This window comes from Sagittula sp., from assembly GCF_052825245.1.
In genome coordinates, this window is the sequence record NZ_JBRBWD010000055.1 from 66,373 (window position 1) to 84,161 (window position 17,789).

Here is a 17,789-nt window from a genome sequence, read left to right on the forward strand (position 1 = left end):
GAACGCAAACCTGCCTCAGATGTTCTCGTTGTCGGAGCCGGGCGCAAGCGCGGTGGGGATCGCCTCGCCACGCTTCTTGGCTTCCAGCGCGCGTTGCAGGTGGTCCGTCAGGAAGGCGCGGGCGCGGCGTTCGGCGAGGCGAATGCGGACGGCGGCGCGGAAGATCTCCTCGGACGAGGGCGAGGATGCGCCCAGCACAGCGGCGACCTGATCCGGCAGGGTCTCGTCCCCGAGCGCGTCCATCGCCTTGATCGTGTCGCGGGCGAGCGCGTCTGCGAGGTCGTCGACAACGGCCATGACTGGCTCCCTGGGGCTTGGAGGCCCGGGCGCGTCGGCCCGGGCTTTCGGTTCAGCGGGTGTTTTCGGTCAGGCGCCGCTTCACGTAGCCGGTGACATTGTCGATCATCGTCTCCATGTGCGGCTCCTCGAAGAAATGGCCGGAGCCTTCGATTTCCTCGTGGGTGATCGTGATGCCCTTCTGCTCGTGCAGCTTGGACACCAGCGAGCGGGTGTCCGCCGGCGGCGCGACGCGGTCGTTCGTGCCGTTGATGATCAGGCCCGAGGACGGGCAGGGCGCGAGGAAGGAGAAGTCGTACATGTTCGCGGGCGGAGAAGCAGACACGAAACCGGTGATCTCCGGCCGCCGCATCAGCAACTGCATCCCGATCCACGCCCCGAACGAGAACCCGGCGACCCAGCAGTGCTTGGAGTTCTGGTTCATCGACTGCAGGTAGTCGAGCGCGGAGGCCGCGTCCGAAAGCTCGCCCACACCCTGGTCGTATTCGCCCTGGCTGCGTCCGACGCCGCGGAAATTGAACCGCAGGACGGTGAAGCCCATGTTGTAGAACGCGTAATGCAGGTTGTAGACCACCTTGTTGTTCATCGTCCCGCCGAACTGCGGGTGGGGATGAAGAACGATGGCGATCGGCGCATCGCGGTCTTTTTGCGGATGGTAGCGGCCTTCGAGGCGGCCTTCGGGTCCTGGGAAGATGACCTCGGGCATGTACGGGCGCAGGCTCCTTGTTGGTGGGCGTCGACGACGCGATCTTGGGTGATGCGCCAGAATTCTTGACGACTTCACTCGGACTCTTTAGAAAGGTTCTAAACCGGTGCGGGGCCGGTCAGGGCTCCGAAGCAGATAGGCAATCGCGCGCGCAAGGTCAATCGGCACGCGCGGCATGTCCTGTCTGTTGTCCGGAGCCGTAGCAAAGGGGCAAGGATGAAGCTGAGCACAAAAGGGCGTTACGCAATGGTCGCGCTGGTGGACATTGCCCTGCAGGGCCGTGACGACCTCGTGACGCTGGGCGATGTGTCGAAGCGACAGGACCTGTCCCTGCCGTACCTGGAGCAGCTCTTCGTGAAGCTCCGGCGGGCCGGGCTGGTCGAGTCGGTGCGCGGCCCGGGCGGCGGTTACCGCCTTGCCAAATCCCCGAGCGATATCCGCGTGGTCGACATCCTCGCCGCGGTCGATGAGACCGTGGACGCGATGCATAAGGGCGCGGGCGCCTCGGGCGGTATTTCCGGGTCGAAGGCCCAGTCGCTGTCGAACATGCTGTGGCAGTCGCTTTCGGCGCATGTCTACGTCTTCCTGCACCAGACCCGCCTGTCGGATGTGGTCGAGCGAGGCCTGGCGCCCTGTCCGGCGGTGCCGGCGCTGTTCGCGGTTGTCGAAGATGAGGGGTGAGGAGATGCAGAGTTTTCACGGAAAACTCTGTCTGCCGGGGGCAAAGTCTTCGTCGAAGACTTTGCGGCGCCCGTGACCCGCGTCTACCTCGATCACAATGCCACGGCGCCTCTGCGGCCGGAGGCGCGCGCGGCGATGATCGCCGCGATGGACCTGTGCGGTAACCCGTCCTCGGTGCATGGTGAGGGCAGGGCGGCCAAGGCACTCGTCGAAAAGGCGCGCGCCCAGGTGGCGACGGCCTTCGGCGCGGACGGCGCCGATGTCGTCTTTGTCTCGGGAGCGACCGAAGCGGCGGCCCTGGCCTGTGCCGGTCGCGGGCTGGTGGGCGCGGACGTGGAGCATGACGCCGTCGCCGCATGGATCGATCCGGTGCTGCCCGTCGACCGGGACGGTCGCGTGACGGTGGACGATCCGGCGATGACCGCACTGCAACTGGCGAACTCGGAAACCGGCGTGATCCAGACGCTGCCCGATGGTCTGGCGGTGGTCGATGCCACGCAGGCCTTCGGCAAGCTGCCGGTGGCGTTCAACTGGCTGGGATGCCGGATGGCCATGGTCTCGGCCCACAAGCTGGGTGGACCAAAGGGCATCGGCGCGCTGGTGATGAAGCGCGGCACGGACATCGCCTCGCAGATCAAGGGCGGCGGGCAGGAGATGGGCCGCCGGTCCGGCACGGAGAACGTGATCGGCATCGCCGGGTTCGGCGCCGCCGCCGAAGCCGCCACGCGCGATCTGTCCGACGGCGTCTGGTCAAATGTCGAAAACCTTAGAACGATTCTAGAGAATTTGATTGCGACCGGCGCCGAAGACACTATTTTTGTCGGGAAAGGCGCGGACCGTCTGCCGAATACCTCCTGTTTTGCCACTCCGGGCTGGAAAGGCGAGACGCAGGTGATGCAGATGGACCTGTCCGGATTCGCGATCAGTGCGGGCAGCGCCTGCTCAAGCGGAAAGGTCCGCGCCAGCCGGGTGCTGCGGGCCATGGGATACGACGACACGGTCGCGTCGAGTGCCATCAGGGTCAGCCTGGGGCCGGAGACGACCGAAGAGGATGTGGTGCGCTTCGCCGAGGCGTGGCTGAAGAAACACCAGCGGTTCCGCGAACGGGCCGCCTGAGAAAGGATAGACGCATGTCCATGACCGAAGATGTAGCCGTCAAGGAAGGTGTCGACCAGCAGACAGTGGATGCCGTCCGCGAGGTGTCGACCTACAAGCACGGTTGGAACACCGACATCGAGATGGAATACGCGCCGAAGGGGCTGACGCCGGACATCGTGCGCCTGATCTCCGAGAAGAACGAAGAGCCGGAGTGGATGACCGAATGGCGTCTGCAGGCCTATGAACGCTGGCTTCAGAAGACCGAACCGACCTGGGCGATGGTCGACTACCCGAAGATCGACTTCCAGGAACAGTATTACTACGCCCGCCCGAAAAGCATGGCGGAGAAGCCGAAGTCGCTGGACGACGTCGACCCGAAGCTCCTAGAAACCTACGCCAAGCTGGGCATTCCGCTGAAGGAGCAGATGATCCTCGCCGGTGTCGAGGGCGCCCCGGACACGCCCGCGGAAGCCAAGGAAGGCGAGCGCCGCGTGGCGGTGGACGCCGTGTTCGACTCCGTGTCGGTGGGCACCACCTTCCAGAAGGAGCTGAAGGCGGCTGGCGTCATCTTCTGCTCGATCTCCGAGGCGATCCGCGAGCATCCCGAACTGGTGAAGAAGTACCTCGGATCGGTCGTGCCGGTCTCTGACAACTTCTACGCCACGCTGAACTCGGCGGTCTTTTCGGACGGCTCCTTTGTCTACGTGCCGCCGGGTGTGCGCTGCCCGATGGAGCTGTCGACCTACTTCCGCATCAACGCCGAGAACACCGGCCAGTTCGAACGGACGCTGATCATCGCCGACAAGGGCTCTTTCGTGTCCTACCTCGAAGGCTGCACCGCACCCCAGCGCGACACCGCGCAGCTTCACGCGGCGGTTGTCGAGATAATCGTGGAGGAAGACGCGGAGGTGAAATACTCCACCGTGCAGAACTGGTACCCGGGCGACGAGAACGGCAAGGGCGGCATCTACAACTTCGTGACCAAGCGCGCGGACTGCCGCGGTGACCGGGCGAAGGTGATGTGGACGCAGGTCGAGACCGGCTCCGCCGTCACATGGAAGTACCCGTCCTGCATCCTGCGGGGGAATGAGTCGCAGGGCGAGTTCTACTCCATCGCCATCGCGAACAACCACCAGCAGGCCGACACCGGCACCAAGATGATCCACCTCGGCCGCGATACGAAGTCGCGCATCGTGTCGAAGGGCATCTCCGCGGGCGTGGCCCAGAACACCTATCGCGGGCTCGTGTCGATGCACCCGAAGGCAAAGAACTCGCGCAACTATACCCAGTGCGACTCTCTGCTGATCGGTGACAAGTGCGGGGCGCACACGGTTCCCTACATCGAGGTGAAGAACAATTCGTCCCGGTGCGAACACGAGGCGACCACATCGAAGGTCGACGACGATCAACTATTCTACTGCCGCCAGCGCGGCATGGACGAGGAGGAGGCCGTCGCGCTCGTGGTCAACGGCTTCTGCCGCGAGGTTCTGCAAGCCCTGCCGATGGAGTTTGCCATGGAAGCGCAGCAGCTTGTGGCGATCTCGCTCGAAGGCTCGGTTGGCTGACGTGAGTGGGGTGGGGCGCGGCCATGTGTCCGCGCCGCATCCCGCCGGCCCGAAAGGACAGAGTTGATGTTGGCCATGGCGATCCACCAGTCCGCCGGAGTGGGCGTGGGCACGTTCCTCGGTGTGCTGATCATGATGTTCATCATGCGGCGCTCCGGCAAGAAGGTGCGGCTGCTGAACGACAGCGTTGTCTACACGGCGCTTGTCGCCGGCATGGGTGCGTGGACCTTGGCGGCGGTGCTGCGGCTTGTCGTGGGTATGACCTGATGACGGGCGTGGCGAACCTTGATCTGGAACGTGCGGGTAAGGCGATGGTGAGCGGTCGGGATAGGACCGCCGCCCGTGTCCACCAGCCGCTGCCCGTCATGGTCGCCAAAGCCAGCTTCGTCGCCTTCCGAAATCGCTGCGTCGCGCGCCGCTTTGCCGTCAACATGAACTACCTTGTGCAACCCCTTGGAGACGCGTCATGATTGTCACCACTACCCCCTCCGTCGAAGGCCACCTGATCGCCGAATACAAGGGCATCGTCGTGGGCGAGGCCATCCTCGGCGCAAACGTCTTCCGCGATATCTTTGCCGGGATCACCGACATCATCGGCGGTCGCTCCGGTGCCTATGAGGCATCGCTGGGCGAGGCGCGCGAGACGGCGCTGAACGAGCTGGAGGCGCGCGCGGCGGCGCTTGGCGCCAACGCGGTCGTCGGCGTCGATCTGGATTACGAGGTCATCAACAACATGCTGATGGTCTCCGCTTCGGGCACCGCGGTGGTGCTCGGCTGACGGAACGTGATGCGGCCCGGATTTCATATCACGGCGGCCTGCACGGCCGGACTGCGGTCGGAGGGTCGTTCATGAGCGCCCCGGCCCGCATCGTCCGGCCCGAGCTGACCCTGCCGGAGGCGGAGGCCGCGCTGCTGCGCGAGGCCTACGGGCGCGCGTCCGTGATCCTCGAATACGGGTCCGGCGGGTCCACCGTGATGGCGGCCGAGATGCCGGGCAAGACGGTCTTCACCGTCGAGTCGGACAAGGACTGGGCGCAGATGATGCGCGGCTGGTTCGCCGGCAACCCGCCCGCCGAGGGCACCAAGGTGGATGTCATCTGGTCGGACATCGGCGCGACGAAGGAATGGGGTCACCCTGTCGATCACACCGAGTGGCAGCGCTTCGCGCGCTACCCGCTGGAGGTCTGGTCCCTGCCGGAGTTCCGCCAGCCGCAGGTGGTGCTGGTCGACGGCCGGTTCCGGCAGGGCTGCGCGCTGGCCTGCGCCTTCCTGTCCGGGGTCCCTTTGGACCTGTACTTCGACGACTATGTACAGCGCAGACACTACCACAAGGTCGAGGAGATCCTCGGTCCGCCGCAGATCACCGGGCGCATGGCGCATTTCCATGTGACCCCCCGACCCATCCCGCCGGAACGCCTGATGTGGATCATCAGGCTGATGCAGAACCCCTGACCGGCAGACGAACCCGCCCAGAAGCCGCCGAAAGGCGACAGGGCCCAGAACCCGCCCTCCAGCAGTCGCCAGGCCGCCGGGCACATGAACCAGCCCTCCAGCGGCCACACGGCGGCGGGGCACCCAAAACGAGAGGATGACAGAGATGTTGGAAATCAGGAACCTGCACGTGAAGCTCGAGGAAGAGGACAAGCAGATCCTCAAGGGTGTCGACCTGACCGTCGAGGCCGGCAAGGTGCACGCGATCATGGGGCCGAACGGCTCCGGCAAGTCGACCCTGTCCTACGTCCTCTCGGGCCGCGACGGGTACGAGATCACCGAGGGCACCGCCACGCTCGAAGGCGAGGACCTGCTTGAGATGGAAGTCGAGGACCGCGCCGCCGCCGGTCTGTTCCTCGCGTTCCAGTACCCGGTCGAGATACCCGGCGTCGGCAACATGACCTTCCTGCGCACCGCGGTGAACGCGCAGCGCAAGGCGCGCGGGCAGGAAGAGATGTCCTCTGCCGAGTTCCTGAAGGTGATCCGCGAGAAGGCCAAGAGCCTCAAGATCGACGCCGAGATGCTGAAGCGCCCGGTCAACGTCGGTTTCTCCGGCGGCGAGAAGAAGCGCAACGAGATCCTGCAGATGGCCATGCTCGAGCCGAAGATGTGCATCCTCGACGAGACCGACTCCGGGCTCGACGTGGACGCGATGAAGCTGGTGGCAGATGGCGTGAACGCGCTGCGCGACGCAGGCCGCGGCTTCCTCGTCATCACCCACTATCAGCGCCTGCTGGACCACATCGCCCCCGATGTCGTGCACATCATGGCGAACGGCCGCATCGTGAAGACCGGCGGCCCCGAGCTGGCGCTGGAAGTCGAGCACAACGGTTACGCGGACATCCTGGCGGAGGAGGCGTAATGGCACTTCCCCAGGCAAAACAGGACACGACCGAAGCGCGCCTCGCGTCGCTGACCCTGCCAGAAGGCGGCTGGTCGGACGCGGCGCGCAAGGACGCGCTCAACCGTCTGCAGACCATGGGCCTGCCGGGTGCGCGCGACGAATACTGGAAGTACACCCGGCCGGACACGCTGAACGCCGTCGATGCACCGGCGGCACCGGCGCTGCACGCGCATGAAGCGCCGCTGTTCGGAGAACGCGACCGCCTGCAGATCGTCTTTGTAGACGGGGTCTTCGACGCCGAGGCCTCCGACGATCTGGCGATGGAGGGGGTGAGCATCGAACGCCTCGCCGAGGTGCGCGACATCCACTGGGCAAAGGACGTCTACGGCGTGCTCGAAACCCGCGGCCAGACCCCGGTGCAGCGCCCCTTCGCGGTGCTGAACACGGCGTTTGCCACGGACGGCCTGCTGATCCACGTCACCGGCAAGGCCGCAAAGCCGATCCACATCAACTACGTCCACGAAGGCGAGACCTCCGACGCGATCCTGCACCACGTGGTGAAGGTCGATCCCGGCGCCGACCTGACCATCCTCGAGAACGGGCCCGCCGCGGCACGGTTCAACCACGTGATGGAGGTGGAGATCGCCGACAAGGGCGCGCTGCACCACGTGCGTGCGCAGGGCCGGGACCATGACCGTCGCGCCGTCACGCATGTCTTCGCGCGCCTCGGCGTCGAAAGCACGTTCAAGAGTTTCACGCTTACGGTGAACGGCGTGCTGACCCGCAACGAGTGCGTGATCGAGTTCACCGGCGACGACGCCGTGGCGCATGTCGCCGGCGCCTGCATGGGCGACGGAGCATTCCACCACGACGACACTGTTTTCATCACCCATGACGCGGTGAACTGCGAAAGCCGTCAGGTCTTCAAGAAGGTGCTGCGCAACGGCGCGATCGGTGTCTTCCAGGGCAAGATCCTCGTGAAGCCGGACGCGCAGAAGACCGATGGCTACCAGATCAGCCAGTCGCTGCTTCTGGACGAGGACAGCCAGTTCCTCGCCAAGCCGGAGCTGGAGATCTACGCCGACGACGTGGCCTGTTCGCATGGGTCCACTTCTGGCGGGATCGACGAGGATTCGCTCTTCTACCTGCGTGCCCGCGGCGTGCCGCGCGGCAATGCCGAGGACATGATGACCATCGCCTTCATCGCCGAGGCGATGCAAGAGATCGAGGACGAGTCCCTGCGCGAGGAACTGGTCGAACGGGTCGAGGCCTGGCTGTTGCGGCGCAGGGGCTGAGACTTGGCGGTCTCGACCGATATCGTCGCGATGTATCGGGGGCCGGCGCCGGTGTGGCGGCGGCTCTTGTCGCGCGCGCAAAGCGAACCGCGCGCGCTGGCGTACCTGATGGGGGCCTGCGTCATCATGTTCGTGGCGCAGTGGCCCGCCATCGCCCGCCGCGTCTGGGAAACCGACCCGGCCCGCTTCAACACCGAAGGGGGCGCCTTCCAGCAGGCCGTGCAGCCGGAGATCGGCGGCGCCCTTCTGGGGGCCGTGATCTTCCTGCCGCTCATCTTCTACGTGCTGGCGCTGATGCTTTCGCTGCTCTCGCGGGTGGCGGGCAAACGCTTGGCGGCCTTCGACGGGCGGCTGATCCTGTTCTGGTCGCTCCTGGCGGCAACGCCCCTGGCACTGCTGAACGGCCTTGTCGCCGGATTTGTCGGCCCGGGTATCGGATTGACCATCGTGGGTGCCTTGTGGTTCGGGGTGGTTTTGTGGTTCGTGGGCACCGGGGTGCGGGAGGCGCACCGCGAGGCAGGAGTGACCGCATGACCCCCAAAGGGTTCTTCAATCTGGCCGTCGAGAGCATCACGGCCCCGCGCGAGGTCGCGCGCCTGCTCATGTCGATCAACATGAACCGGGAAGCGATCCTGACGGCCTTTGCGCTGACCATCGTTCTGAACACGCTGGTCTTCGGGGTGACACTGCTGATGGCGCCCGCGTCGGAGAACGTGCCGTTCTTCCTTGCGTCGCCCACGGGGTTCCTCGCGGCCGAGACGGTGACGCTGGGCGGCACGATCCTTGCCTTCACGATCATGGGCCGGGTGCTGGGCGGCAGCGGGCGTCTGGCCGACGTGGCGCTTCTGATGATTTGGCTGCAGATCCTCAACGTGCTGGTGCAGGTGTTCACCATCGCGCTCATCCCGGTGTCCGAGGCGATGGTCGGCCTCGTCGTGCTCGTGTCGTCGGGCGTCGGCATCTGGATCCTGGTGAACTTCGTGGCCGAGGCGCACGGGCTGCCCGGTCTGGGCCGCGCGCTGGCCATCGTGTTGCTGGGCCTTTTGGCGCTTGGGTTCACCTTGTCGCTTCTACTTGTCTTTGCAGGGGTCTCCCCGGAAGGGATCATGGGAAATGTATGATGTGAACGCGGTCCGCGCGGACTTCCCCATCCTCTCACGCGAAGTGAATGGCAAACCGCTCGTCTACCTCGACAACGGCGCTTCGGCGCAGAAGCCGCAGGTTGTGATCGACGCGGTGACGAAGGGCTACGCCGAGGAATATGCCAACGTCCACCGCGGCCTGCATTTCCTGTCGAACCTCGCCACCGAGAAATACGAGGGCGTGCGCGGGATCATCGCGAAGTTCCTTGGCGCGAAGGACCCGGAGGAGATCGTCTATACCACCGGCACCACCATGGGCATCAACCTCGTGGCCTACGGCTGGGCGATGCCGCGGATGGAGCCGGGCGACGAGATCGTCCTGTCGGTGATGGAGCATCACGCCAACATCGTGCCCTGGCACTTCCTGCGCGAACGTCAGGGGGTGGTGCTGAAATGGGTGGACGTGGATGCCACCGGCGCCCTCGACCCGCAGAAGGTGATCGACGCCATCGGACCCAAGACGAAGCTCGTGGCGGTCACGCAGGTCTCGAACGTGCTGGGCACCGTGGTCGACGTGAAGGCGATCTGCGACGGCGCGCGCGCCAAGGGCGTGCCCGTCCTGGTGGACGGCTCCCAGGGTGCGGTGCACATGCCCGTCAACGTTGAGGAGATGGGCTGCGATTTCTACGCCATCACCGGCCACAAACTCTATGGTCCGTCCGCCTCCGGTGCCATCTGGATCCGCTCCGACCGCATGGCGGAGATGCGCCCCTTCATGGGCGGCGGCGACATGATCAAGGAAGTGTCGAAGGACGCGGTCACCTACAACGACCCGCCGATGAAGTTCGAGGCCGGCACCCCCGGCATCGTCCAGCAGATCGGCCTGGGCGTGGCGCTGGACTACATGATGGGGCTGGGGATGGACAACATCGCCGCCCACGAGGCCAGCCTGCGGGCCTACGCCATGACCCGGCTGGGCGGACTGAACTGGCTGAACGTGCAGGGCACGACACCCGACAAGGCCGCGATCATTTCGTTCACCATGGAAGGTGCGGCCCACGCGCACGACATCTCGACCATCCTCGACAAGAAAGGGGTGGCGGTGCGCGCCGGGCATCACTGCGCCGGGCCGCTCATGGATCACCTCGGCGTGACGGCGACCTGCCGGGCTTCCTTCGGCCTCTACAACACCGAGGCAGAGGTCGACGCGCTGGTCGACGCGCTCGAACTGGCGCACGATCTGTTCGGCTGAGAAAACCGCGATCCGGGCCGCAGATCAGGTGTTGCAGCGGTCCGGGGCAGGGGCTATACGGCCCCTCAGGCACCTGTAGCTCAGCTGGATAGAGCGCTGCCCTCCGAAGGCAGAGGCCAGAGGTTCGAATCCTCTCAGGTGCGCCATCCTCATCTCGTGACATCGTGACGACGCGGCTGTTTTCGGTCCATGAGCCAATGCCATGCAGTATGCGATGTCCGGAGGCTGCGGTTTGCCACCGTCTTGCGGCTTCCCCGACAGCGGGCCGGAGCGACCCTTCACCCCCACATACCGCCGGATTCAGGCCGACTGCCGACCTCCTGCGCAACTTCCTCAGCCTGTGCCCGCATCTCGTATGTGCGACGCCTGACCGCTCTGGTGCGGGACGGACGGTTTTGCCATCATGCAGGCGGAATGACCGGCGGGCGACCGGGACAGGCGGCCCCGTGGCGCAAAGCGGAGCGACTTTGCGCCATGGCAGGCCACCGCGCGTGTCCGTGCAGCATCCCGCGATCTGCCGTACCGAGAGAGGGCGCACGACATGATGATCTCGACCCAGTACTGCCTGACGATGGCGCGCTACAATGCGTGGCAGAACAAGCAGTTGAAGGCCTGTTTCGAGAAGATGGACAAGGCGGAGCTGGAGCAGGACAGGGGCGGCTTCTTCGGATCGATCCTCGCCACCGCGAATCATCTGCTCTGGGGCGACATGATCTGGATGTCGCGGTTGACGAACCTCCCCCGGCCCGAAGGCGGCATAGGCGAGAGCACTGCCATGACGAAATCCCGGGAAGACTGGGAAATCGCGCGCTTCCGGCTGGACGGCGACATGCTTCTCTGGGCGGAGCGCCTGCGGGCCATTGATCTGGCGGGCGACCTGCGCTGGTACTCCGGCGCCGTCGGGGCCGACATGGTGAAGCCCGTCTCGCTCTGCGTCGCGCATATGTTCAACCACCAGACCCATCACCGGGGCCAGATCCACGCAATGCTGACGGCCGCCGGGCAGAAGGCGCCGACAAGCGATCTCGTCTTCATGCCACAGGAGGGTCCCTGGCTCTAGGGTTGCGCTCCGGCTGCGGCTCAGGGACAAACGGCGTAGCGTCATGAAGGAGAGCGACATGTTCAAGGCACTCGTGGTGGAGAAGGACGAAGATAGCGGCAAGACCTCCGCGTCGGTGAAGGAGCTGTCGCCGGGCGACCTGCCGGACGGCGAGGTGACCGTCGCCGTCGACTATTCGACCGTGAACTACAAGGACGGGCTGTGCCTCGGCTCCGGTGGCGGGCTGGTGCGCAAGTGGCCGCATGTCCCGGGCATCGACTTCGCCGGTGTCGTGGAGGAGAGCTCCGACGACCGCTACAAGCCGGGCGACAAGGTCGTGCTGACCGGATGGCGCGTCGGAGAGGCGCATTGGGGCGGCTACAGCCAGAAGGCGCGGGTGAAGGCAGACTGGCTGGTGCCGCTGCCCGACGGGCTGGACACGCGCGCGGCGATGGCCGTGGGCACGGCGGGCCTGACCGCGATGCTGGCGGTCATGGCGCTGGAAGATCACGGGCTTGAACCCGGCCACGGCCCCGTCCTGGTGACGGGGGCTGCGGGCGGCGTGGGCTCCGTGGCGACGGCGATCCTGGCCAACCTCGGGCATGAGGTGGCGGCCGTCACCGGGCGCCCGGAACAGGAATCCTACCTGCGCGGCCTCGGCGCCACGGAAATCGTGCCGCGCGAAGAACTGACCGAGGTCACCAAGAAGCCGCTGGAAAGCGAGCGCTGGTCGGGCTGCGTCGATGCCGTCGCGGGGGTCATGCTGGGCCGCGTGCTGAAGCAGATGAAATACGGCTCGTCGGTCGCCGCCATCGGCCTCGCCGGCGGCGCCGCCATCGACGGCGCGCTTATCACGCCGTTCATCCTGCGCGGCGTGAACCTCTTGGGGATCGACAGCGTCATGCAGCCCTACGCCAACCGTGTCCGCGCGTGGGACCGTATCGCCGCCGACCTGCCCATGGCAAAGCTCGAGGAGATGATCCACCCGGCCGGTCTGTCGGACCTGCCGCAGCTTGGCCGCGACATCCTCAAGGGGAAGGTGAAGGGCCGCGTCGTGGTGGACGTGAATGCCTGATCCGTCAGAGGCGGAGATTGCCGAAATCCGCAGGGACCGCGCGGGGATTTTCCGCCCCGCGTGGTTCGCGGACCTGGCACGCGGTCGGCTGTCGCTCGGAGAGACCTTCTGGGGCGGCTACGTCGGCGTCCAGCTGATCGCCATGCCGCTCTGGATCCTCGTGATGGTGCCCGCCATGGCCGCAGAGGGCGACGGCCTCGTGCCGTGGAGCCTCCCGTGGCTGCTGGTGCTGGCGTTCTATCTGCTCCAGCTCGGCTGGACACTCGCCGTCACCCGCGCCGTGTTCGCCGTGGCGCCAAAAGCCCGACAGGCGGGTGGCTGGCGCTGGGTTGCGATGATCGTCTCCCTCGTCATCGCGGTGCAGTCCATCGTGCTGATTGTCATGTGGGTCACCGGGCGGCTCTGACGGCGGAGATGGCCCTTGCCTTGCGCCCGGACGGGCTACGTCCGGGCAAAGCAAGGAAAGATGACCGATGACCGACACGCCGCCGACCCTCGTCTGGTTCCGCCGGGACCTGCGCCTCTCCGACCATGCCGCGCTGACCGAAGCCGTGAAACGCGGCCCGGTGATCCCGGTCTTCATCCGCGACGCGCTGGTAGAGGGCCTCGGCACCGCCCCTCAATGGCGGCTCGGCCTGGGGCTCGGGGCCTTCGCCGATGCGCTGAAGGACAAGGGCAGCCGGCTGATCCTGCGGTCCGGTCCCGCGCCCGAAGTCCTGTCGGAGCTGGTCGAGGAAACCGGCGCCCGGGCTGTCTACTGGAGCCGCGCCTACGATCCCGACAGCGTGGAGCGCGACACCCGCGTGAAGGAGGTGCTGAAGGACAAGGGCATCGACGCGCAAAGCTTCACCGGCCACCTGATGTTCGAACCCTGGACGGTCGAGACGGGGCAGGGCGGCTTCTACAAGGTCTACACACCCTTCTGGAAAGCCGTGTGCGACCGCGACGTGCCCGCGCCCTTTTCCTCGCCCTCCGACCTGAAGGCGCCCGCCACCTGGCCCGACAGCGAAACCCTCGCCGACTGGAACCTGGGCCAGGGCATGCGCCGCGGCGCCGATGTGGTGCGTCCCTACGTCCGGCTTGGCGAACAGGCCGCGCAGACCCGGCTCGGGGTCTTCATGCGCGACAAGGTGGCGGACTACGGCACGACCCGCGACGAGGTCTCGAAGGACGGCACCTCCTGCCTCAGCGAGAACCTTTCGCTGGGCGAGATCAGCCCGGCCCAATGCTGGCACGCCGGCCGCCGCGCGATGGAGGACGGCAAGTCCGGCGCCCGGAGCTTCCTCAAGGAGCTGGTCTGGCGCGAGTTCGCCTATCACCTGATGTGGCACACGCCGCGCCTGCTGACCGGCAACTGGCGCGAGGAATGGGACGCCTTCCCGTGGAAGACCGACGAGCGCCTGCGCGAGGTCAAGGCCTGGAAGCAGGGGCGCACCGGCATTCCCTTCGTCGACGCCGCCATGCGTGAGCTCTACGTCACCGGACGGATGCACAACCGCGCCCGCATGATCGTGGCGAGCTACCTCACCAAGCACCTGATGTGCCACTGGAAGATCGGGATGGCCTGGTTCGAGGACTGCCTGATCGACTGGGACCCGGCCTCGAACGCCATGGGCTGGCAATGGTCTGCGGGTTCCGGTCCCGACGCCACACCTTATTTCCGCGTCTTCAACCCTGTCACCCAGCGCGAGAAGTTCGATCCGGACTGCGCCTACGTGAACCGCTGGATTGCCGAAGGCCGCAGGACGCCCTCGGACACCGCGCTCAGCTATTTCGACGCCATCCCCGAAAGCTGGCCGATGACACCGGGCGACGCCTATCCCGATGCGATCGTCGGGCCGAAGGAAGGCCGCGAAGCCGCACTCGAGGCCTACCAGAACCGCGACTTCTGAGAGCCCTGCGCCCGAACGCGCTGACCGCCACCTTCATCTTGGGGGAAATACCTCGGGAGGGGTTCGGGGAGGGCAGAGCCCTTCCCGCTGGCGGACCCGCAGGGTCCGCAAACCGCGTCAGCCGTTCGACACCCCGGCCATGGACCCCATGGCGACCCACCCGGTGCGCCCGTTGCCGAAGTTCATCTTGCACACCGGCTTCGCGTCGTCGCAGGTCTGGATGTATCCGCCCTCGCCAGGCAGCAGCGTGCCCGTGGCGGTGGTGCGCTCGGCCTCGCTGTAGATCGACACCGCGTCGCTGCCCATGTTGAAATAGGCGATGTTGCGCGGCAGGTCGCGGCGCCAGTTCTGGGTGGCCGGCGTGGCGGTCGGCTGGCCGGGGGCCGGACTGGACAACGTGGTGGAGCCCGAAAGGGTGATCGGGCCGTCTGTCCGCGGTGACGGCTGGGCTCCAGGCTGGACCACCTGCCGCACCTGCCCGCATGATGCGAGCCCCGCGGCCAGCAAACACGCCATCAGAATCTTTCGTCTCACGCCCCTGTATCTCCTGTTTTCAATTCACTCGGGCATCCTGGTACCCAGAAAACATCACTTTCCGCGAAATCCCAAGCCCGAAGCCTTGCCGGGTTGTTTCTCCAGCATAAACTCCTTCGAAATAAATGAAAATCGAAAGCTGCACATGGCCCTGACCTCACTTGCGAACCAGACCGGACTGCCCCGATACTTCAGCCACGTCTTCGACATGGCGCAGGGAATGGAACGCGGGCGGCTGGACATGATCCTGCCGGACGGCCGGAGGTTCCGGGCGGAGGGCGCGGAACCGGGGCCGGTGGCGGAGGTCCAGCTCAACGATCCCGACATCTTCGCCCGGCTGATCCGCGAGGGCGACCTCGGTTTCTGCGAGGCCTACCTGGACGAAGGCTGGTCGACGCCGGACCTCATGGCCTTCCTCGACCTCGTGCATGCCAACGAGGACTCGCTCTTCGACGGTTTCCCGGGGCAGGGCATGGTCCGCGCGTGGGAGAAGTTCCGCTTCTGGATGGTCCGGAATTCGAAACGGCAGGCGCGCAAGAACATCGCGCACCACTACGATCTCGGGAACGACTTCTACGGCCTCTGGCTCGACGAGACGATGACCTATTCCTCGGCGCTGTTCGAGACAGGGCAGGAAAGCCTCGAGAGCGCCCAGATCGCCAAGTACGCGGCGCTTGTAGACGCTATGGAAGCCAAGCCGGGCGACCACGTGCTCGAGATCGGCTGCGGCTGGGGCGGTTTCGCGGAATACGCCGCCAAGGAGCGCGGGCTGCGCATCACCGGCCTGACCCTGTCGAAGGAGCAGCTCGACTACGCCCAGGCCCGGGTGCAGCGTGCGGGTCTGGCGGACCGCGTGGAGATCAAGCTGCAGGACTATCGCGACGAGCGCGGGGTATACGACGGCATCGCCTCCATCGAGATGTTCGAGGCTGTGGGCGAGAAGTACTGGCCGGTCTATTTCGACAGCGTGCGCGGGCGGCTGCGCCCCGGTGCCAACGCCTCGCTTCAGGTCATCACCGTCCAGCACAAGCGGTGGGAGGTCTACCGCAAGGGGGTCGACTTCATCCAGAAGTACATCTTCCCGGGCGGCATGCTGCCCAGCCCCGAGGTGTTGCGCCGCGAGGTGGAGCGCGCCGGACTGCAGGTGGTGAAATCCATCGAATTCGGCGAAAGCTACAGCACGACCCTGCGTCGCTGGCACGACGTCTTCAACGACCGCTGGGACGAGGTCGCCTCGCTCGGCTTCGACGACCGGTTCCGGCGGATGTGGAATTTCTATCTCGCCTCTTGCGCCGCCACGTTCCGCAGCGGTAACTGTGACGTGACCCAGATCACGATCAAAAGGCCCGCCTGATCCATGCCCACTGCCGCAAGACTGGTCGCCGCAATCTGCCTGGCGGCCGTTGCGTGGTTTGCATCGGAGGCGGTCAAACCGCTTTTCCCCGAAGGCACCGACTTCGGGTCCTTCAACATGGTGAACGTGGTCCTCGGCGTGCTGGTGGGCTGGTTCATCCTCGGATCGCGCAGCGGGCGGGGCTATGCCTCGGGCATCTCCAACGGGTTCACCAGCGTCATCGCGCTGACGTTCTGGGCGCTCTTCGTGCAGGCCACGAACGAGATGGTCGACCGCTCCTTCCGTCGTTTCTACGACAGCCCGTTCGAAGCCATCGGGGCGATCTTCGAGATCGGCCTTGAGTATGGGCATAAGATGCTCGACCCCACGGTGATCGCCATCCTGCTGGTCGGTGGCATTCTCGCCGGCATCGTTGCGGAAATCGCCGGCCAGCGCTGGAAGTGACCCCATGACCGATCTTTTCTTCTACGGCACGCTCCGGGATGTCCGGCTCCTGGAGATCGTCCTTGGCCGCACTGCTGCTGCGACGCCCGCACAGCTGCCGGACCACGCCGTGGTGGAGGCATTGGGCCAGTCCTTCCCGCTGCTCATCGCCCGGGACAACGCAACCGCGGATGGCATCCTCGTGCGCGACCTCAGCGACAACGACATAGCCCGGCTCGACTTCTACGAAGGCGCCTTCGACTACGCGCTGGTGTCGGTGACGGTGGATACGGACGAAGGCGCGGCGGACGCGCTGGTCTACATGCCGCCGGTGGGCCGCTGGCCGGAGGGCGAGGCATGGTCGCTCGACGCTTGGCAGGACCGCTGGGGCGAGGTGTCGCGCCGCGCCGCCGCCGAGGCGATGGGACGTTACGGCCAGCAGTCGGGGGAATCGGTGCGCGCGCTCCTGCCGTTCTTCCGCAACCGTGCTTGGGCGCAGGTGATCGCGGCCGAAGGCGCGCCGCAGACACTGCGCACCTCGCGCACCGTGGCCGACATCGAAATGAGACCGGCCGAGGGCGGCTACGACGGGTTCTTCCGTCTGAAACCCTTCCACCTGCGCTATCCCACCTTCGACGGCGGCATGAGCGAGGAGCTGCGGCGCGAATGCTTCGTGGCCTACGACGTGTCTCTGGTCCTGCCTTACGACCCGGTGACCGATTGCGTCCTGCTGGTCGAACAGCTCCGCTTCGGCCCGATCCACCGGGGCGACCCGGTCCCGTGGGTGCTGGAGGTGGTGGCCGGCATGGTGGACGCGGGCGAAACCCCCGAAGAGGCCGCCCTGCGCGAAACGCGCGAGGAAGCGCGGCTCGACCTCACCCGTCTGATCCGGGTCTCCGGCGGTTACGCCTCGCCCGGATACAGTACGGAGTTCTATCACAATTTCATCGGACTGTGTGATCTCTCCGAGAGCGCGGCGCGCTTCTCGGGCGGGCTCGACGAGGAACACGAGGACATCCGTAACCATGTCCTCAGGTTCGACGACGCCATGCGCCTGATCGAGACCGGCGAGATCAATGCCGTCCCGCTCCAGATGCTGCTCTTTGCGCTGATGGCACGGCGCCCGGAATTGCGCGCGGATGCTTGAGTTCCCGGAGGGGC

At 66.0% G+C, this 17,789-nt stretch carries 22 protein-coding genes and 1 tRNA gene; 20 read left to right on the top strand and 3 right to left on the bottom strand.

Translation table 11 applies throughout. From position 1 onward, the window contains the following. Positions 1 to 15 precede the first annotated feature (15 nt). Entirely contained in the window at positions 16 to 297 is a 282-nt protein-coding gene (locus ACU0DV_RS22345; protein WP_446242964.1) for a hypothetical protein, read from the bottom strand. A gap of 52 nt (positions 298 to 349) precedes the next feature. Then, positions 350 to 1,003, bottom strand: a complete 654-nt coding sequence (locus ACU0DV_RS22350) for an alpha/beta hydrolase (RefSeq protein WP_100926879.1) — start codon at positions 1,001 to 1,003, stop codon at positions 350 to 352. A gap of 216 nt (positions 1,004 to 1,219) precedes the next feature. On the opposite strand from ACU0DV_RS22350, the gene ACU0DV_RS22355 reads away from it, so the two are divergent. The 17 genes from ACU0DV_RS22355 (at position 1,220) to ACU0DV_RS22435 (ending at position 14,317) form a co-directional block, all read left to right on the top strand. Continuing rightward, entirely contained in the window at positions 1,220 to 1,684 is a 465-nt protein-coding gene (locus ACU0DV_RS22355) for an Rrf2 family transcriptional regulator (RefSeq protein ID WP_100926878.1), read from the top strand. A 72-nt stretch (positions 1,685 to 1,756) separates the two neighbouring features. Further along, positions 1,757 to 2,800: a cysteine desulfurase family protein gene (locus tag ACU0DV_RS22360; protein ID WP_446242965.1), complete on the top strand. Its 1,044-nt coding sequence runs from the start codon at positions 1,757 to 1,759 to the stop codon at positions 2,798 to 2,800. A gap of 14 nt (positions 2,801 to 2,814) precedes the next feature. Beyond that, positions 2,815 to 4,347 (top strand): Fe-S cluster assembly protein SufB, encoded by a 1,533-nt coding sequence (sufB, locus tag ACU0DV_RS22365; RefSeq protein WP_100926876.1) that lies wholly within the window; start codon positions 2,815 to 2,817, stop codon positions 4,345 to 4,347. Positions 4,348 to 4,413: 66 nt separating this feature from the next. Further along, a complete protein-coding gene (locus ACU0DV_RS22370; RefSeq protein WP_100926875.1) occupies positions 4,414 to 4,614 on the top strand; it encodes a hypothetical protein in 201 nt (66 codons plus the stop codon). After that, the gene (locus tag ACU0DV_RS22375; RefSeq protein ID WP_446273601.1) at positions 4,614 to 4,817 is read left to right on the top strand and encodes a hypothetical protein; all 204 of its coding nucleotides are present in this window, start codon (positions 4,614 to 4,616) and stop codon (positions 4,815 to 4,817) included. Before ACU0DV_RS22370 ends, ACU0DV_RS22375 begins: the two co-directional genes overlap by 1 nt. After that, entirely contained in the window at positions 4,814 to 5,125 is a 312-nt protein-coding gene (locus ACU0DV_RS22380) for a heavy metal-binding domain-containing protein (RefSeq protein ID WP_100926873.1), read from the top strand. Before ACU0DV_RS22375 ends, ACU0DV_RS22380 begins: the two co-directional genes overlap by 4 nt. Positions 5,126 to 5,196: 71 nt before the next feature. Then, complete coding sequence (locus ACU0DV_RS22385; protein ID WP_100926872.1) at positions 5,197 to 5,799, top strand: hypothetical protein; 603 nt, start codon at positions 5,197 to 5,199, stop codon at positions 5,797 to 5,799. A gap of 145 nt (positions 5,800 to 5,944) precedes the next feature. Next, positions 5,945 to 6,700 carry a Fe-S cluster assembly ATPase SufC gene (gene sufC / locus ACU0DV_RS22390; RefSeq protein WP_100926871.1) on the top strand — a complete coding sequence of 252 codons (756 nt, stop codon included), beginning with the start codon at positions 5,945 to 5,947 and terminating at the stop codon, positions 6,698 to 6,700. Then, the gene (locus ACU0DV_RS22395) at positions 6,700 to 7,977 is read left to right on the top strand and encodes a SufB/SufD family protein (RefSeq protein ID WP_446242966.1); all 1,278 of its coding nucleotides are present in this window, start codon (positions 6,700 to 6,702) and stop codon (positions 7,975 to 7,977) included. Before sufC ends, ACU0DV_RS22395 begins: the two co-directional genes overlap by 1 nt. A gap of 3 nt (positions 7,978 to 7,980) precedes the next feature. Next, positions 7,981 to 8,511: a YIP1 family protein gene (locus ACU0DV_RS22400; protein ID WP_446242967.1), complete on the top strand. Its 531-nt coding sequence runs from the start codon at positions 7,981 to 7,983 to the stop codon at positions 8,509 to 8,511. Continuing rightward, positions 8,508 to 9,098, top strand: a complete 591-nt coding sequence (locus ACU0DV_RS22405) for a YIP1 family protein (protein ID WP_446242968.1) — start codon at positions 8,508 to 8,510, stop codon at positions 9,096 to 9,098. Before ACU0DV_RS22400 ends, ACU0DV_RS22405 begins: the two co-directional genes overlap by 4 nt. Then, positions 9,091 to 10,311, top strand: coding sequence for a cysteine desulfurase (locus tag ACU0DV_RS22410; protein WP_446242969.1), 1,221 nt, complete (start codon positions 9,091 to 9,093; stop codon positions 10,309 to 10,311). The genes ACU0DV_RS22405 and ACU0DV_RS22410 overlap by 8 nt, the downstream gene beginning before the upstream one ends. Before the next feature lie 69 nt (positions 10,312 to 10,380). Next, positions 10,381 to 10,457 (top strand) — tRNA-Arg (locus tag ACU0DV_RS22415). A 395-nt stretch (positions 10,458 to 10,852) separates the two neighbouring features. Continuing rightward, positions 10,853 to 11,371 carry a DinB family protein gene (locus tag ACU0DV_RS22420; protein WP_446269987.1) on the top strand — a complete coding sequence of 173 codons (519 nt, stop codon included), beginning with the start codon at positions 10,853 to 10,855 and terminating at the stop codon, positions 11,369 to 11,371. 58 nt (positions 11,372 to 11,429) lie between these two features. Next, on the top strand, positions 11,430 to 12,425 hold the full coding sequence (acuI, locus tag ACU0DV_RS22425; RefSeq protein ID WP_446242971.1) for an acryloyl-CoA reductase: 996 nt from the start codon (positions 11,430 to 11,432) through the stop codon (positions 12,423 to 12,425). Further along, a complete protein-coding gene (locus tag ACU0DV_RS22430) occupies positions 12,418 to 12,831 on the top strand; it encodes a hypothetical protein (protein ID WP_446242972.1) in 414 nt (137 codons plus the stop codon). Before acuI ends, ACU0DV_RS22430 begins: the two co-directional genes overlap by 8 nt. Positions 12,832 to 12,898: 67 nt before the next feature. Beyond that, positions 12,899 to 14,317 (top strand): cryptochrome/photolyase family protein, encoded by a 1,419-nt coding sequence (locus tag ACU0DV_RS22435; protein WP_446242973.1) that lies wholly within the window; start codon positions 12,899 to 12,901, stop codon positions 14,315 to 14,317. 117 nt (positions 14,318 to 14,434) lie between these two features. Here ACU0DV_RS22435 and ACU0DV_RS22440 read toward each other — a convergent pair whose 3' ends face one another. Further along, positions 14,435 to 14,851: a hypothetical protein gene (locus tag ACU0DV_RS22440; protein WP_157814877.1), complete on the bottom strand. Its 417-nt coding sequence runs from the start codon at positions 14,849 to 14,851 to the stop codon at positions 14,435 to 14,437. Positions 14,852 to 14,996: 145 nt separating this feature from the next. On the opposite strand from ACU0DV_RS22440, the gene ACU0DV_RS22445 reads away from it, so the two are divergent. From ACU0DV_RS22445 to ACU0DV_RS22455, 3 genes are read left to right on the top strand one after another with little or no spacing between them, the layout of a single operon-like run. Next, positions 14,997 to 16,205 carry an SAM-dependent methyltransferase gene (locus tag ACU0DV_RS22445; protein ID WP_100926861.1) on the top strand — a complete coding sequence of 403 codons (1,209 nt, stop codon included), beginning with the start codon at positions 14,997 to 14,999 and terminating at the stop codon, positions 16,203 to 16,205. A gap of 3 nt (positions 16,206 to 16,208) precedes the next feature. Next, positions 16,209 to 16,649 carry a TrgA family protein gene (locus ACU0DV_RS22450; protein WP_446242974.1) on the top strand — a complete coding sequence of 147 codons (441 nt, stop codon included), beginning with the start codon at positions 16,209 to 16,211 and terminating at the stop codon, positions 16,647 to 16,649. 4 nt (positions 16,650 to 16,653) lie between these two features. Continuing rightward, the gene (locus ACU0DV_RS22455; RefSeq protein ID WP_446242976.1) at positions 16,654 to 17,775 is read left to right on the top strand and encodes an NUDIX domain-containing protein; all 1,122 of its coding nucleotides are present in this window, start codon (positions 16,654 to 16,656) and stop codon (positions 17,773 to 17,775) included. Positions 17,776 to 17,789 lie beyond the last annotated feature (14 nt).

What these genes read in the sequence shown, in the direction of transcription:
- ACU0DV_RS22370 (WP_100926875.1), top strand. Translation starts at nt 4,414, where the DNA reads ATGTTGGCCATGGCGATCCACCAGTCCGCCGGAGTGGGCGTGGGCACG.
- ACU0DV_RS22455 (WP_446242976.1), top strand. Translation starts at nt 16,654, where the DNA reads ATGACCGATCTTTTCTTCTACGGCACGCTCCGGGATGTCCGGCTCCTG.
- ACU0DV_RS22355 (WP_100926878.1), top strand. Translation starts at nt 1,220, where the DNA reads ATGAAGCTGAGCACAAAAGGGCGTTACGCAATGGTCGCGCTGGTGGAC.
- acuI (WP_446242971.1), top strand. Translation starts at nt 11,430, where the DNA reads ATGTTCAAGGCACTCGTGGTGGAGAAGGACGAAGATAGCGGCAAGACC.
- ACU0DV_RS22435 (WP_446242973.1), top strand. Translation starts at nt 12,899, where the DNA reads ATGACCGACACGCCGCCGACCCTCGTCTGGTTCCGCCGGGACCTGCGC.
- ACU0DV_RS22445 (WP_100926861.1), top strand. Translation starts at nt 14,997, where the DNA reads ATGGCCCTGACCTCACTTGCGAACCAGACCGGACTGCCCCGATACTTC.
- ACU0DV_RS22450 (WP_446242974.1), top strand. Translation starts at nt 16,209, where the DNA reads ATGCCCACTGCCGCAAGACTGGTCGCCGCAATCTGCCTGGCGGCCGTT.
- sufB (WP_100926876.1), top strand. Translation starts at nt 2,815, where the DNA reads ATGTCCATGACCGAAGATGTAGCCGTCAAGGAAGGTGTCGACCAGCAG.
- ACU0DV_RS22420 (WP_446269987.1), top strand. Translation starts at nt 10,853, where the DNA reads ATGATGATCTCGACCCAGTACTGCCTGACGATGGCGCGCTACAATGCG.
- ACU0DV_RS22385 (WP_100926872.1), top strand. Translation starts at nt 5,197, where the DNA reads ATGAGCGCCCCGGCCCGCATCGTCCGGCCCGAGCTGACCCTGCCGGAG.
- ACU0DV_RS22410 (WP_446242969.1), top strand. Translation starts at nt 9,091, where the DNA reads ATGTATGATGTGAACGCGGTCCGCGCGGACTTCCCCATCCTCTCACGC.
- ACU0DV_RS22375 (WP_446273601.1), top strand. Translation starts at nt 4,614, where the DNA reads ATGACGGGCGTGGCGAACCTTGATCTGGAACGTGCGGGTAAGGCGATG.
- ACU0DV_RS22430 (WP_446242972.1), top strand. Translation starts at nt 12,418, where the DNA reads ATGCCTGATCCGTCAGAGGCGGAGATTGCCGAAATCCGCAGGGACCGC.
- ACU0DV_RS22380 (WP_100926873.1), top strand. Translation starts at nt 4,814, where the DNA reads ATGATTGTCACCACTACCCCCTCCGTCGAAGGCCACCTGATCGCCGAA.
- ACU0DV_RS22395 (WP_446242966.1), top strand. Translation starts at nt 6,700, where the DNA reads ATGGCACTTCCCCAGGCAAAACAGGACACGACCGAAGCGCGCCTCGCG.
- ACU0DV_RS22405 (WP_446242968.1), top strand. Translation starts at nt 8,508, where the DNA reads ATGACCCCCAAAGGGTTCTTCAATCTGGCCGTCGAGAGCATCACGGCC.
- ACU0DV_RS22350 (WP_100926879.1), bottom strand. Translation starts at nt 1,003, where the DNA reads ATGCCCGAGGTCATCTTCCCAGGACCCGAAGGCCGCCTCGAAGGCCGC.
- sufC (WP_100926871.1), top strand. Translation starts at nt 5,945, where the DNA reads ATGTTGGAAATCAGGAACCTGCACGTGAAGCTCGAGGAAGAGGACAAG.
- ACU0DV_RS22345 (WP_446242964.1), bottom strand. Translation starts at nt 297, where the DNA reads ATGGCCGTTGTCGACGACCTCGCAGACGCGCTCGCCCGCGACACGATC.